The following is a 12,755-nucleotide window of genomic DNA, read 5'->3' on the forward strand; positions in this document are numbered from 1 at the left end:
CGTCTGTTAAATCTGATATCCTCTGCGAAAGCAGATCACAGGGGATCACGGATGCGCCGCAAGGGTCATATCGTCAACCGCTACCGCCAGCGTCTGCCCAGCGATGGGGACGAAACCCTTCTCTTTGCCGATAACCTGCCCAGATACGATGTCTCGCGCAATGCCGACACGTTGATCAAGCTGGTGCAGATGAACCCTTATAACAAAGAAATTCTGGATCGCATGCATATGCTGGATGCACCGGATTGCTGGCTGGTGTCGGGCTGTTTGTTCCAGACGGTCTGGAACGTGATTGACGGCAAGGCACCATCTGATGGCATTCTGGATTACGACCTGATCTATTATGATCCCGACCAAAGCCGCGAGGCCGAAGAAGCCATGGCCCGGAAGGTTGAAACCATTTTCAGTGACTTAAACATCAAGATCGAGATCAAAAACCAGTCACGCGTCCATATGTGGTATCAGCCCAAATTCGGCCTGGAATATCCGGAACTAACTTCGGCAACCGAGTCGCTCCATTACTACCCCGCCAAAGTGCAGGCCGTCGCCTTGCAAGGCCGGGGGCGAGGCCGCATTTCCTATGATGCGCCTTTCGGATTTGAAAACCTGCTGCGCCAAGTCGTGCGCCCCAACCACGCCCTCGAATTCCCCGATATTTATGAGAAAAAGACGGCAAGATGGAAAGAGGTTTGGGAGAATTTAAAGATCTATCCTTGGGCGGCTGAGCCAGAACAACCTTAAAACCTGTCATGGCCTTTGTGCCGGGATGACAGGTTTTATGGGGTGGAGGCTGGTTTCCTCAGCTCATCTCAATATGCACATCATTGGGAAAAGGGCGGCCTGAACCTGTTTCCAGATACTGTTTTAAACTCAGCATAAAGACCGCCCATTTGGTGGAACAATGGTGGAAGAAGGGGATTTCTTCGGCCCAGTCGGCATGTTTGAAATAGAGCAGGGTCTGGGTGTCGGTTTCTTCGATGTTGAAATGGATTTGGGTGCCGATCCATTCTTCAATCCCGGCTGTCACCGTCCAGATGATGTGATCTTTCGTTACCTGAGTAACTTCCATATCAGGTCCCATGGTGGGGAAGCGAAATTCCAGTTTTCCGCCGGCATCCGGGTTTCCGCTTGTGTGGGTGGTCCACCAACTGTTGAGGCCATTCAGCGTGGTCAGCGCATCAAACACTTTATTTGCAGAAGCTGTGGTTCCGATCATCAGGCAAATATTGGGCATGAGTTTATCCTTTTGAGAAAATTGAACTGCTTTTAAGTGTAAAGCCCCTATGTTGATTTAATATCAAATTATAGAGATTTTATAATATATTGATTCTATTAAATTTAATTGCGTTTACTTCGGCATAAATAGGTTTATAATTTCCAATTATGGAAAATGAAAACCAGCTGGACCTTATTTTTGCAGCCCTTGCAGATCAACGTCGCCGTCAGATCGTCGAAGATGTGTCGGAAGGGGCGCGTTCGGTTGGTGAAATTGCAGCGCGGCTGGACTTAAAAGTCAGTGCTGCTTCCAAACATATTGCCCAGTTGGAAGAAGCCGGGATTATTTACAAGACCCGACAAGGGCGCACGATCTATTGCCATATCAATTTCGATGTCTGGAAAATTGTCGCCGCTCACATCGCACGTCAGGCCAGTTTCTGGAACAACCGCTTGAACGAGCTGGACGCATTTTTAAGTAAGGTATAACGCTATGAGCATGGACCCTGTTGTAATTAAACGCACCTTTGCCTGCACAAAACGCCAGTTGTTTGACGCTTGGTCAAAGCCGGAACTGATGGCACAGTGGTTTTATGCAGGCGCGACCCTCCATACCCAAAGCACGGTGACCAGTTCTTTCGTGGTCGGTGGGGCCTATGAACTGATTATGCATGATCTGGATCAGGACCATGTCATGTCCGGGACCTATAAAACCATCATCCGTTATAGTCATATCAGCTTTACCTGGACGTCTATGATGGCAACGGACAGTCTGGTGGCGTTGGAATTTAAGGAGCTGTCGCCCAATCGCACAGAAATGACCCTGACCCACAGTGATTTCCCATCCGAGGAATCGCGCAATGCCCATAATGAAGGCTGGGGGCGGTGTCTGGCGAGTTTGGAGAAATTTTTGTTGGGCTACTAACGTCTGAATTTATTGGTTTTAAAACCCCTGACACTTCCTACATATGAATCGTGCCTGAAATGATCATATCGACAGGGAAGCCATGTCACCGCCGAAGCCACAGGAAGCCTGGGACCAGGTGCCGATCGCGTTGCAGTATCTCGACACAGGGGTCGCGATATTCGATCAGGATTTGTGTCTGGCGATCTGGAATCAGCAATTTGTGGAAATTTTGAACTTCCCCGAAGCGATGATGAAACGGGGCTTGCGGCTTGAAGATTTTTTCCGATGCAATGCAGAGCGCGGCGAATATGGGGCAGGCGATATTGATGAGCTGATTGATGCCCGCATGGCCCTGATCCAGCAACGAATTTCTCACAAGGAAGAACGTGATCGCGCCGACGGTCGGGTGATTGAGGTCAAAGACGCCCCGCTGCCTGATGGCGGTGTGGTCTTTATGTATGAAGATATCAGCGATCACGTAAACGCCCATAAAGAGATCGAAGCCAAGCTGGAAGCCAGCCACAAACGATTATCTGACATTGCAGAATCCGCATCGGACTGGTTTTGGGAAATGGGGCCGGACTTTCGCTTTATCTATCTATCTTCGCGCTTTTTCAAAATCTTTGATCTGGAACGTGACGCCATCATCGGCAAAACCCGCGAAGAATTCGCCAATCAAAGTGAAGTCCTGGGCGATCCGGAAAAATGGCAACGTCACCGCCAGGATCTGGAAAATCATCTGCCTGTCGAAAATTTCATCTATAGCGCCATCGTGCGCGGCGGCACCATCGGCCATATCCGCATAAGCGGCATCCCGATTTTTGATGAGAAGGGGAATTTCGAAGGCTATCGCGGGGCAGGCACCAACGTAACCAAGGAAGTCGAAGCCGAACGTGCCCTGATCCATGCCAAGGAACAGGCCGAAGAAGCCAACCGGGCAAAATCTGAGTTCCTGTCACGTATGAGCCATGAGCTTCGCACGCCCTTAAACGGTATCCTCGGTTTTACCCAATTGTTGCAATATAATCCGAAAGAAAAGCTTTCCCCGCTTCAGACCAAATATACCGATGATATTTTGCAGGCGGGCAATCATTTGCTGGCGCTGATCAATGAAGTGCTGGATCTGGCGAAGATCGAAAGCGGCAATGTGACTTTAAAGTTTGAACCTGTCGATGTGGCCGTGCTGGTGCGTGAATGTATGCTGATTGTTGCCCCGATCTCGGAAGTGCGTGACATCAAGTTGGTGGATGAAACCGCCCATCTGGCCGATCCGATCCATATTCTGGCTGACTTTGTGCGCATTAAAGAGATCATGATTAATCTGCTTTCTAACGCGATTAAATATAACCGGGAACACGGCACGGTCTTTGTGCGCTGTCAGGATCAGTTAAACGGCAAGGTGCGGGTGTTTGTGCGCGATACGGGCAAAGGCATCTCCCAGGCCAAACAGATGGAACTGTTCCAGCCCTTTAACCGTCTGGGGGAAGAATATGGCACGGTGGAAGGCACCGGCATTGGCCTGACCATTACCCGGCGTCTGGTGGAACTGATGGGTGGTGAAATCGGCGTTGTCAGCAAGTCGGGGGAAGGATCGACTTTCTGGTTTGATATCCCAAGCGCTGATGCGGCACAGAAGGTGGAGGAGAGTGAACAAAAAGTTGTCTCCGATGCCTTTGTCATGGATATCTCCAAAACCGGAGACCACGATATTCTTTATGTGGAAGATAACGCCGCCAACATCCGCCTGATGGAAGGGCTGTTTAAAGATATCCCCAACCTGACCCTCCATATCGCCAGAAACGGACTGGAAGGCCTGAAACGGGTGGAACGCATCAAACCCTCTTTGATGTTGCTGGATATGGAACTGCCTGTGTTGAACGGGATGGAGACTCTGGAAGAGCTGCGCAAAAAAGACGCCGTCAAGGATACCCCTGTCATCGCGCTCAGCGCCAGTGCCATGCCCAAAGATATCGAACAGGCACTGGACGCCGGCTGCATCGACTACCAAACCAAACCCATCAACCTGGGGCGCTTCTTAATGTGTATTTGCGATGCACTGGTGAAATATGGTGTGAAATCGCAGAAATAGTTTTTAAAAGGGCTGCATGACTCATATTCAGCCCTTTTACATTTAGGCAAAGCCGAGATAATAACCGAAATTGTCGGTAAGATTTTTTGTGTCTTTTTTCTTTACCGTCATGCCAAAAACGTCGTCTGTAATGGGGCCGAGGATGCCATCCTCCTTCAATTTCGGAATTTGGCTGTCATCTTTGTTTGTTTCATTGACGGTAGTTTGTAAGGCCAAGCCAATGTTACTTGTTTGTTGACCTTTATTGTTTGGCAACAATGCATCGAATGTGGTGGCGACATCCTTCACAAGATTGGAGGTGTCACCTGATTTTTTGGCTTTATCTGCAGTGTGTTGAAACTGTCCTAGGGCACTTGCTTCTGTCATTTTGGTTGGTCCAAGCGAGGCAATGGCTTTTTTAAAAGCATTCGCCGACTTTGGACCAAATACACCATCGACCTTTAACGGTACGTCCGTTTTGTTTTTTGTCCTGTTGATAGCAGTTTGTAGGCCGCGAATGGTATCAGTTTTATTGTCTGGTGATTTATCCAGTTTACCAGCAACTATCTTAATCGCATCTGCCATTGTATGACCACCGGGAACGGTGAGCGGTTTTGGTTCTTTTGGAGCCGGATTGATCGCAACAGGTGGGATCATTTTGCCTGTTTCATCAAATTGAACAGCGCCATCACCATATCGTGCGGAAAACCATTGACGTTCTTTTTCGACCAATTCGTTGAATAATGGTTGATCGTTTTTGGTTTGGGTGCGTTTTTTCATCAACTCGTGGAGTTCTTCTTCCGTTAAATCGTCTGGACGTTTTAGAAATAAGTCATCAGCAGTATCGTTTGTTTGTTTGATCACTTCATCTGCTGCTGAGTTAGGTTGCTGTTTATCGTTATTGGTTTTGACGCTTTCGGAATTGGATTTATTACCTCGCGTATCTCCCCGAACATCCCATTTGTAATATACATCAATTGATATCGGGCTTGATGTCCCCAATTTAAAGGATGGTTCAAATGCAGAATTCCCATCTGTGTGAACCGTTACAGACTCAAAAAAATCTTCATCAACCCAATCGCCACTCTCATTTACATAGCTTATTTTACCTCTAACTGGACCTTTAAATCTTGACCCGGTAATTGATGTTGAGATTGAAATTGTCGCTCCAACTCCACCCCCTAGTATCGCAGCCATGTTTTTACTTCTGCTCCAATGATTTGGCGCTAAGGTTATCCATCCACTTCCACTTGGCATAGTTTTCTCCATTTTAAAAACAAATAATGAATATTATTTGGAATATTTTCCTATATCGTCAATAGGTAGACTGCTATAAGTTTTATTAAACTACGTTTATGGAGTTTAAGATGTTGAAAACCCTTGCAGTTATATTGCTTTTGCAATCATCGTTTTTTGTTGCATCCAGCACGGGGCAAGCCGCGAACTCTGATATGTCACCCATATTCGAGGCAACTGAGAAGCTCATGGACCAGGAAGTTAGCCAGCTCTTCGGTACGCACAATCAGGCGGCACTTTTGGATTACATGAAAAAACATGGAGATCAAAAAGGGGTCGCTCGACTTTCTGCAAAATTGTCTGCGCGAAATTCAACAGAAAAAGAAGTTGGTAGCTATACTTTTTTGGAGGCCCAGGTTGCGAAGGCTGAAATATTTCTTGGGCAAATAGAGAAGGCTAATCATCGTGTTGAAACAGCATTGAATTACGCACCAACGCTATGGCTCAGTCACGGTAATGATCGTCCATTTAATTCTTATATCGATTTGATGGGAATTTATCTTGAAACTGGTGGTGATATAGCTGGACTTAAACAGGCAAGGTTGTTTCTTGATAAAGTTGCTACACGCTATAGAGAAGATGATTGGCGACATCAGCTTTTTCAAAGCCTGGGAAGAATGTGGGCGAAAGCTGGCTACATCAGTAATGCTCGCGAAAACTTCCAGAAAGCGATTGACGTCGCTTTGACATTTCCCTCTGAAAAAGGACGTCAAAACAAGCGCATGAATTATTTGATGAGTATCGCCAGTTTTCAGGGCCGGTTAGGGTTTTATGAAGATATGGCCAAGACGATTTCCCTCGTTGATACCACTGACGGTGAAGCTCTCAATGCTGCGTGGGAAACCATCAAAGGGACGATCGACTTACTTGAACAACCTACTGTGCAGTAAGTCGTTACTCTCCCTTCAAAGCTTCCACACGGGCATCGCGGCCGCAGCGGTAGCGATAGAATTTATATTTGATGGCGTTCTTTTTGTAATAGTCCTGATGTTCTTCACGCACGGGAAAGAAAGCGCTTTCAGGCTCGATCGGGACGATGGAGCTTTTTGGGGCGAGTTTTTCGGCGATCATGCGTTCTTCTTCGGTTTTGTAGTAGATCGCCGGGCTGTAGGAATGGCCACGGTCACAAAACTGGCCGCCTTTGTCTTCGTAATCAATGGTGGCATAGACATGTTTGACCAGTTCTTCATAAGAAATAACCGCCGGGTCATAGATGATTTGCGCAGCTTCGCGGTGGTCGCCCCATTCGCCGTAGTAATAACGCGGACTGGGCGTGGTGCCGCCTGTGAAGCCACTGATCACCTCGCTGACGCCTTTGAGCTTTTCAGAATCCGCTTCGGTACACCAGAAACAGCCGCCGGAATAATTAAAGGTCTCAGCCTCAGCGATCTGTGGGGTGAAGCTGGCAGCCATAGCAAGGGCGGTGACGGCAAGGATGGTTTTTTTCATGGTCATAGGGTCCTTTAAGAAAAGCTCTGTTGGATCACTATGCGCAAAAAAAGGCACCGGGCACCATAAAAGGATGTTCAACTCTTTGTGAGGGAGAGTGAGGGGCAAAACCTGGACACAAAAAAAGCCGCCCGAAGGCAGCTTGTTTTTGTAAGACTTTAAGATGGAGCGGGCGAAGAGATTCGAACTCTCGACCTAAACCTTGGCAAGGTTTCGCTCTACCCCTGAGCTACGCCCGCATTGCATCTTAATGCGTCTTGGTGTTTGTGGAAGATGGAGCGGGCGAAGAGATTCGAACTCTCGACCTAAACCTTGGCAAGGTTTCGCTCTACCCCTGAGCTACGCCCGCATACCGTCTTTCAACAAACGACTTCCACTTGGGTTGGGACTGGGTGAGCCCCGTAGAAGCGGGGCGCATAATATTAAAAGCCTGAGACATTGCAAGCTAAAAAATTCAAGAAAGTGAAATATTTTTATCATGGCCTGTCTGGCGCGGGTCAAAATCCACCTGTATAAGGGGAGAACATCCTGATTTTTCAAACCCGTGGATAAAGAATATGACCAGCCCAGAACAGTTGCTTGCCCGCCTGGATGAACTTGGAATTTCGGCTAAAACCCACACGCATCCTGCGCTTTTTACGGTGGAAGACAGCAAGGCGCTGCGCGGTGACTTGCCGGGGCAGCATTGCAAGAACCTGTTTTTGAAAGATAAAAAGAAAGCGCTCTGGCTGATTGTGGCGGCAGAAGATACGCCGATCAATTTAAAGGAACTCAAAGGCAAAATTGGCTCTCACCACCTGTCTTTTGCCAAACCGGACCTGTTGATGGAGGTTTTGGGAGTCGCGCCGGGTTCGGTTACGCCTTTTGCTTTGATCAATGATTCGCAGCAGCAGGTGAACGTCATCCTCGATTCCCACATGATGGAAGCCGAGCTGGTGAATTATCACCCTTTAAGCAATGAAATGACGACCGCCTTGACACCGGATGGCCTGCGGGAATTTATCAAAGCCTGCGGTCATGAGTTGCGCGAAGTGGTGCTTTGATTTATCTAATGAACCAACAGATTTATAAATTACGGACACTCAAAGAATGATCATCGATCAAAATGTACCGCAAGGGGCAGCCGATTTAATCAAAGATACCACCACTGCAACTTTCATGGAGGATGTGGTTGACGCGTCCCAGGAAGTACCTGTTCTGGTCGATTTCTGGGGGCCGGGCTGTCAGCCTTGTGAAACCCTGAAACCGATCCTTGAAAATCTGGTGCGCACCATGGGCGGTGCGGTCAAGCTGGTAAAGATTAACGCGCAGGAATGTCATGACATTGCACGTCAGTTGCAGGTTCAGTCTGTCCCAACCGTTTTCGCCTTTAAAAACGGTCGTCCGGTAGATGCCTTCCAGGGCGCATTGCCTGAAGCGGAACTGCGCAAGTTCATTGAAAAACAATTGGGCGATGAAGGTTCCCCTATCACACAAGCCTTGGCGCAAGCGAAAGAACTGCTGGATAGTGGCGATGCGGCCAATGCCCAGGGGCTTTACATGCAGATTTTGCAACATGACAATTCCAACCCGGAAGCCTGCGCAGGTGTGATGCGCACGCACGTGGCGCTTGGCAATGCTGATAGCGCGAAAGAAATCGCAGATAACCTGCCGGAAGAATTGAAGAAGAATGAACATATTGCTTCTGCCATCGCCATGATCGAACTGGCAGGTCAGGGCGATGTAGATACATCTGAGCTGGATGCCAAACTGGCGGCTGATCCAAATGATCATCAGGCACGGTTTGATCTGGGCATGGCGCTTTATGGGGCGGGCAAGAATGAAGAAGGTCTGATGGAGCTTCTTGAAATCGTCAAAAAAGATCGCACATGGAATGATGATGCAGCGCGTCTGCAGATGCTCAAAATCTTTGAAGCCATTGGCCTGACCGATCCGGTCGTGTTGAAGGTGCGCAAAAAACTAACCACAGTGATGTTCTAATGGGTCCCCTGCTTCCTGAAACGCTGCCGCTTTTTCCGTTAAACGGGGCCTTGTTGCTGCCACGTGGGCAACTGCCGCTCAATATATTCGAGCCACGTTATCTGACCATGTTTGAAGATGCGCTGGGCGCAGGCCGTATGATCGGCATGATCCAGCCCTGTCATGACGTGCCGGACCCGGTGCCGGACAGTTGTGCCATTTATGGTGTGGGTTGTATGGGCAAAGTGGTGGAATTTCGCGAACTTGAAGACGGCCGTTTCCTTGTCACGCTGGCAGGCGTCACCCGCTTCAAGGTGGTTGAGGAGCTGGAGGTTGAGCGCGGTTATCGCCGTGCTTTGGTGGATTTTACCCCCTATAAGAAAGTCGATCTGCAGGAAGATAAATCGACCGTGGATCGCGAAGCTTTGCTGGACGGTTTACGACAGTTCCTGGATCTAACAGGGCCCAATGCGCAGGAAATGCTGGACGTAAACTGGGATGCGTTGGAACAGGCGCCAGATGAAGATCTGGTTAATGCCTTATCCATGCTCGGTCCCTTTGAAGCTCGTGAAAAACAGGCTTTGCTGGAAGCCATTACCTTGACACAACGGGCACAAACGCTCATTACCATGATGTCCATGGCCGCCCTTGGTCAGGAAGACGGTTCGTCCGGTCACGCATAAAGGAAGTAAAGACATGACAAATCCTGCTGTTGATCCAAAATTATTGGAAGTTCTGGTTTGCCCGATCACCAAAGGCCCACTGCGCTATGATGCAGACGCTCAGGAACTGATCAGCGAACAGGCCCAGCTTGCCTATCCTATCCGTGAAGGCATTCCGATCATGTTGCCCGACGAAGCCCGTCAGATCGAAGAGGCATAAAATCATGTCTGCATCACAGGAAGTCAAACGCAACGTCACTGAACTGCGCGTCAAAAAAGAAGAAAAGGCATTGATCGTGTCTTTTGATACGGGTGAATCCTTTCAGATCCCGGCTGAACTGCTGCGTGTTGAAAGCCCGTCTGCCGAAGTTCAGGGCCATAGCCCATCAGAGAAAAAGATCATCGCCGGACGTCGCCATGTCGGTATCATCGGTGTGGAACCGGTTGGCAATTATGCCGTCAAACTGACCTTTGATGACCTGCATGACACTGGGATTTTCACCTGGAACTACCTCCACTGGATGGGGGAGAATATGAACGATATCTGGAACGATTATCTCACTAATCTGGAAGCCGCAGGCCTCAGCCGCGATCCCTGATTACTCTCCCACAACCCTGTCTTTCGGGAAGGTGACCATCACGGTGGTCCCCACGTCCGGCTCACTCAAAATTTCAAGTTGGGCGCTGTGCAGTTTGGCAAGATTTACCGCAAGGGGAAGCCCCAGACCTGTGCCTTCATACTGACGTGATAGAGAGGATTGGATTTGCACAAACGGGGTCAGGGCAATTTCGACTTCCTGTTTGTTCATGCCAATGCCTTTATCCTGAATGATCAGGCGCATTTCACCACTGTCCAGCAATTGGGTGGACAGGCTCACCTGACCGTCATCCCGGCTGAATTTCACTGCATTGCTTAAGAGATTCAGGCAAATCTGTTTGACCCGGCGACGGTCGCCATAAAGTTTTTGATCGAAATCAGACTGAATGGTGATGGGGATATGTTTCTTTTCGGCGGCCTGCTGCATCATGCGTTTGCTCTGGATCAGGACTTCTTCCATATCAAAGGCTTCTTCATCCAGTTCAACTTCGCCCGATCCAATGCGTGAAATATCCAGAATGTCGTTGATCAGCTTTAACAGGTGATTACCCGAAACATGGATATCGTCGATATATTCTTTATATGATTCCGGCTGAATGGGTCCTCGGATTTCATGACGGATAAAGTCTGAAAAGCCGATGATGGCGTTTAGCGGGGTGCGCAATTCGTGGCTCATATTCGCCAGGAAATCGGTTTTGGCAAGGCTGGAAGCTTCGGCATGGGCCACTGCTTCTTCACTTTTCTTGATGTGATTTTGCAGGCTCTCAGTCATGTCGTTCAGAGAGCTTGCAAGTTCGCCCATTTCATCCTTGCTGGTGACCTTGGCGCGCACAGATAAGTCCCCGCTTTTGATTTTGCGCAGATCACTGATCAGGCTTTTGATGCGATCGCTTAAAGAATTCGCCATCCAGATCGCAATCAGAATGACAAAAATGATCATAAAGCCCGTATAGACCGTCAGGTTGATCGTGGTTTTCTGCACCGATTCTTCAAGGGTGGCAAACAGTTCGGCTTCCTGTTGTTCGGCTTTCGCATCCTGGATTTGCACCATACTTTCCAACAGATGTTTGGTGTCGTTGGCTGCGCGGTGGAATTCATCCACATTGGCCCCGATGGTGACGAATCCAAAGCCGCGTGGGGACTGGGCATATTGTCCGGTGTAATAGGGGATGGTGGCAGCCGTCGTCAGTTTCCACAGACCTGACCAGAAGATCACGAACGAGCCAGACCCGCCTTCTGCCGTCAGGTTCCACCAACCCGCACATTGCGGGGCGAAATTCAGATAGCGGCAATCAAGGGCCAGCTGGCCTTGTTTGATCAATTGTTTGGCAGGCTTGTTTGGCTTGTCCTGATTTAAGAACCAGGGCATCTGTCCTTGATAATCCACATAGCTTTGCCCGGATGCCTGCCAGCTGTCATATAGGTTTTGCGAGAGCCACGGAACGGACGGTTCCCCCGTTTCCGGGTCATAGCCCACGATGAAATAGTCGCGCGGATGGGAAATGTTGCGCGCTTTGTGGTCCCAGATAAAGGCGTAGTTGCCACTGGCGGCATCGGAGATATCGCTATAGCGTTCTTCCGTCGGGATATGATGGTCGCTGAATTCCATGATGTGGCGATGATCAAGCGCAAGCGTTACATAGCCTGTGATCTCACCGTTTTTAACAACAGGCGTGGCCCAGCGAACGATCCCTTCAAACCGTTTCCCAACCGGATTTTCTTTCCCGGCATAAGCTGAACTTTCCGGCTCAAACGGAACATTCTTTTTCTCTGCCGTTGCCTTGGTATAAGGGCCGATGATCTTGCTGGGCAGATACGCCCCGATCACGTCTGAAACATAAATCTCCCCGGGCTTCAGGTTTTTCAATTCATCAAAATAAGTTTCTGCCTTGATAAAGGTGTTGGATTTAACCGAGATATCTTTTTTTGCTGCATCGACCAGAGAACTGGTTGTCGCCTTGGCAAGCTCCCTCCCGCTTTTATCGATGAAGGACATTTCCAGATAAAGCGGGCGCTGGTTGGAGGCTTTTAACTGGTCGGCAATGCGATAGCTGAACTGCTTTTTATTGGCATCGATCTGGGCCGTGCGCAAAGTGGGACTATTCGTGCGCGGGGCTTCGGGGACCCATTTATCACCGCTTTCATTTAACACCCATGTGCCATGGTCACTGACTGATTTGGTGCGTGATTTCAGAAAATTTTGATAAGCGGCATCTGTCGGATCCATGGTGGCCGCATAGAGAATTTCACTGTCGCGCTCATAGAGGAACTGGGCGACATTGCGTGCAAGGTCCGTGGTCTGACGTTCAATGGATTCCCGGGCTTTGTCGTCCAGAGCCTCAACGGAATTTTTGGATGCAAGATTGCCAGCGTCATGAACGGTCTGACGCATTTGATCCGTAATGACTTTGCTTTTTTCTGCAGCAGTGTCACCAAAATCAATGACAGCCTGCCATGTCATCCATGCGAGCAAGACAAGCGGGATGACTTTAATGAGTAGGAAAATCGAAATCAATTTCCCACGGATACCAAATGGCATACGTTCTTCTCCAGCGATAGAGGCCTGTTTTATTAGTTATTTTTCATTTTTGTGACAGTATA

At 48.9% G+C, this 12,755-nt stretch carries 14 protein-coding genes and 2 tRNA genes; 10 read left to right on the forward strand and 6 right to left on the reverse strand.

What is annotated here, in order from left to right:
- Positions 1–51: 51 nt before the first annotated feature.
- Positions 52–741: a nucleotidyltransferase family protein gene (locus RYZ26_RS09040; protein WP_317682871.1), complete on the forward strand. Its 690-nt coding sequence runs from the start codon at positions 52–54 to the stop codon at positions 739–741.
- Between the two features lie 58 nt (positions 742–799).
- Here the strand turns inward: RYZ26_RS09040 and RYZ26_RS09045 are convergent, their stop codons facing one another.
- Positions 800–1,234, reverse strand: coding sequence for an SRPBCC family protein (locus RYZ26_RS09045; protein WP_317682872.1), 435 nt, complete (start codon positions 1,232–1,234; stop codon positions 800–802).
- 149 nt (positions 1,235–1,383) lie between these two features.
- Here RYZ26_RS09045 and RYZ26_RS09050 point away from each other — a divergent pair, with 149 nt between their 5' ends.
- The 3 genes from RYZ26_RS09050 to RYZ26_RS09060 all read left to right on the forward strand — a co-directional run bounded on the left by RYZ26_RS09050 (position 1,384) and on the right by RYZ26_RS09060 (position 4,211).
- The gene (locus RYZ26_RS09050; protein ID WP_317682873.1) at positions 1,384–1,704 is read left to right on the forward strand and encodes an ArsR/SmtB family transcription factor; all 321 of its coding nucleotides are present in this window, start codon (positions 1,384–1,386) and stop codon (positions 1,702–1,704) included.
- A 4-nt stretch (positions 1,705–1,708) separates the two neighbouring features.
- Positions 1,709–2,140, forward strand: a complete 432-nt coding sequence (locus RYZ26_RS09055; protein ID WP_317682874.1) for an SRPBCC family protein — start codon at positions 1,709–1,711, stop codon at positions 2,138–2,140.
- An 82-nt stretch (positions 2,141–2,222) separates the two neighbouring features.
- Positions 2,223–4,211 (forward strand): hybrid sensor histidine kinase/response regulator, encoded by a 1,989-nt coding sequence (locus tag RYZ26_RS09060; protein WP_317682875.1) that lies wholly within the window; start codon positions 2,223–2,225, stop codon positions 4,209–4,211.
- A gap of 42 nt (positions 4,212–4,253) precedes the next feature.
- On the opposite strand, the gene RYZ26_RS09065 is transcribed toward RYZ26_RS09060, so the two are convergent.
- Positions 4,254–5,387 carry a hypothetical protein gene (locus RYZ26_RS09065; protein WP_317682876.1) on the reverse strand — a complete coding sequence of 378 codons (1,134 nt, stop codon included), beginning with the start codon at positions 5,385–5,387 and terminating at the stop codon, positions 4,254–4,256.
- Positions 5,388–5,557: 170 nt separating this feature from the next.
- Here RYZ26_RS09065 and RYZ26_RS09070 point away from each other — a divergent pair, with 170 nt between their 5' ends.
- Entirely contained in the window at positions 5,558–6,376 is an 819-nt protein-coding gene (locus RYZ26_RS09070) for a hypothetical protein (protein WP_317682877.1), read from the forward strand.
- 4 nt (positions 6,377–6,380) lie between these two features.
- Here the strand turns inward: RYZ26_RS09070 and RYZ26_RS09075 are convergent, their stop codons facing one another.
- The 3 genes from RYZ26_RS09075 to RYZ26_RS09085 form a co-directional block, all read right to left on the reverse strand.
- Positions 6,381–6,935, reverse strand: coding sequence for a peptide-methionine (S)-S-oxide reductase (locus tag RYZ26_RS09075; RefSeq protein WP_317682878.1), 555 nt, complete (start codon positions 6,933–6,935; stop codon positions 6,381–6,383).
- A gap of 164 nt (positions 6,936–7,099) precedes the next feature.
- Positions 7,100–7,174: transfer RNA gene (locus RYZ26_RS09080), tRNA-Gly, on the reverse strand.
- Between the two features lie 35 nt (positions 7,175–7,209).
- A tRNA-Gly gene (locus RYZ26_RS09085) sits at positions 7,210–7,284 on the reverse strand.
- Between the two features lie 208 nt (positions 7,285–7,492).
- On the opposite strand from RYZ26_RS09085, the gene RYZ26_RS09090 reads away from it, so the two are divergent.
- From RYZ26_RS09090 to RYZ26_RS09110, 5 genes are read left to right on the forward strand one after another with little or no spacing between them, the layout of a single operon-like run.
- On the forward strand, positions 7,493–7,978 hold the full coding sequence (locus tag RYZ26_RS09090) for a prolyl-tRNA synthetase associated domain-containing protein (RefSeq protein WP_317682879.1): 486 nt from the start codon (positions 7,493–7,495) through the stop codon (positions 7,976–7,978).
- A gap of 46 nt (positions 7,979–8,024) precedes the next feature.
- Positions 8,025–8,915: a tetratricopeptide repeat protein gene (locus tag RYZ26_RS09095; protein WP_317682880.1), complete on the forward strand. Its 891-nt coding sequence runs from the start codon at positions 8,025–8,027 to the stop codon at positions 8,913–8,915.
- Positions 8,915–9,577: an LON peptidase substrate-binding domain-containing protein gene (locus RYZ26_RS09100; protein WP_317682881.1), complete on the forward strand. Its 663-nt coding sequence runs from the start codon at positions 8,915–8,917 to the stop codon at positions 9,575–9,577. The genes RYZ26_RS09095 and RYZ26_RS09100 overlap by 1 nt, the downstream gene beginning before the upstream one ends.
- A gap of 13 nt (positions 9,578–9,590) precedes the next feature.
- Positions 9,591–9,776 carry a Trm112 family protein gene (locus RYZ26_RS09105; RefSeq protein ID WP_317682882.1) on the forward strand — a complete coding sequence of 62 codons (186 nt, stop codon included), beginning with the start codon at positions 9,591–9,593 and terminating at the stop codon, positions 9,774–9,776.
- Between the two features lie 4 nt (positions 9,777–9,780).
- Positions 9,781–10,155, forward strand: coding sequence for a gamma-butyrobetaine hydroxylase family protein (locus RYZ26_RS09110; protein WP_317682883.1), 375 nt, complete (start codon positions 9,781–9,783; stop codon positions 10,153–10,155).
- Here the strand turns inward: RYZ26_RS09110 and RYZ26_RS09115 are convergent, their stop codons facing one another.
- Positions 10,156–12,693 carry a sensor histidine kinase gene (locus tag RYZ26_RS09115; protein WP_317682884.1) on the reverse strand — a complete coding sequence of 846 codons (2,538 nt, stop codon included), beginning with the start codon at positions 12,691–12,693 and terminating at the stop codon, positions 10,156–10,158.
- Between the last annotated feature and the right edge of the window lie 62 nt (positions 12,694–12,755).

Origin of the sequence: Terasakiella sediminum (assembly GCF_033100395.1) — a bacterium.
Lineage (GTDB): Bacteria > Pseudomonadota > Alphaproteobacteria > Rhodospirillales > Terasakiellaceae > Terasakiella.

Excerpts from the sequence above, each read along its gene's own strand:
- RYZ26_RS09040 (WP_317682871.1), top strand. The coding sequence starts at position 52 with ATGCGCCGCAAGGGTCATATCGTCAACCGCTACCGCCAGCGTCTGCCC.
- RYZ26_RS09045 (WP_317682872.1), bottom strand. The coding sequence starts at position 1,234 with ATGCCCAATATTTGCCTGATGATCGGAACCACAGCTTCTGCAAATAAA.
- RYZ26_RS09050 (WP_317682873.1), top strand. The coding sequence starts at position 1,384 with ATGGAAAATGAAAACCAGCTGGACCTTATTTTTGCAGCCCTTGCAGAT.
- RYZ26_RS09055 (WP_317682874.1), top strand. The coding sequence starts at position 1,709 with ATGAGCATGGACCCTGTTGTAATTAAACGCACCTTTGCCTGCACAAAA.
- RYZ26_RS09060 (WP_317682875.1), top strand. The coding sequence starts at position 2,223 with ATGTCACCGCCGAAGCCACAGGAAGCCTGGGACCAGGTGCCGATCGCG.
- RYZ26_RS09065 (WP_317682876.1), bottom strand. The coding sequence starts at position 5,387 with ATGGCTGCGATACTAGGGGGTGGAGTTGGAGCGACAATTTCAATCTCA.
- RYZ26_RS09070 (WP_317682877.1), top strand. The coding sequence starts at position 5,558 with ATGTTGAAAACCCTTGCAGTTATATTGCTTTTGCAATCATCGTTTTTT.
- RYZ26_RS09075 (WP_317682878.1), bottom strand. The coding sequence starts at position 6,935 with ATGAAAAAAACCATCCTTGCCGTCACCGCCCTTGCTATGGCTGCCAGC.
- RYZ26_RS09090 (WP_317682879.1), top strand. The coding sequence starts at position 7,493 with ATGACCAGCCCAGAACAGTTGCTTGCCCGCCTGGATGAACTTGGAATT.
- RYZ26_RS09095 (WP_317682880.1), top strand. The coding sequence starts at position 8,025 with ATGATCATCGATCAAAATGTACCGCAAGGGGCAGCCGATTTAATCAAA.
- RYZ26_RS09100 (WP_317682881.1), top strand. The coding sequence starts at position 8,915 with ATGGGTCCCCTGCTTCCTGAAACGCTGCCGCTTTTTCCGTTAAACGGG.
- RYZ26_RS09105 (WP_317682882.1), top strand. The coding sequence starts at position 9,591 with ATGACAAATCCTGCTGTTGATCCAAAATTATTGGAAGTTCTGGTTTGC.
- RYZ26_RS09110 (WP_317682883.1), top strand. The coding sequence starts at position 9,781 with ATGTCTGCATCACAGGAAGTCAAACGCAACGTCACTGAACTGCGCGTC.
- RYZ26_RS09115 (WP_317682884.1), bottom strand. The coding sequence starts at position 12,693 with ATGCCATTTGGTATCCGTGGGAAATTGATTTCGATTTTCCTACTCATT.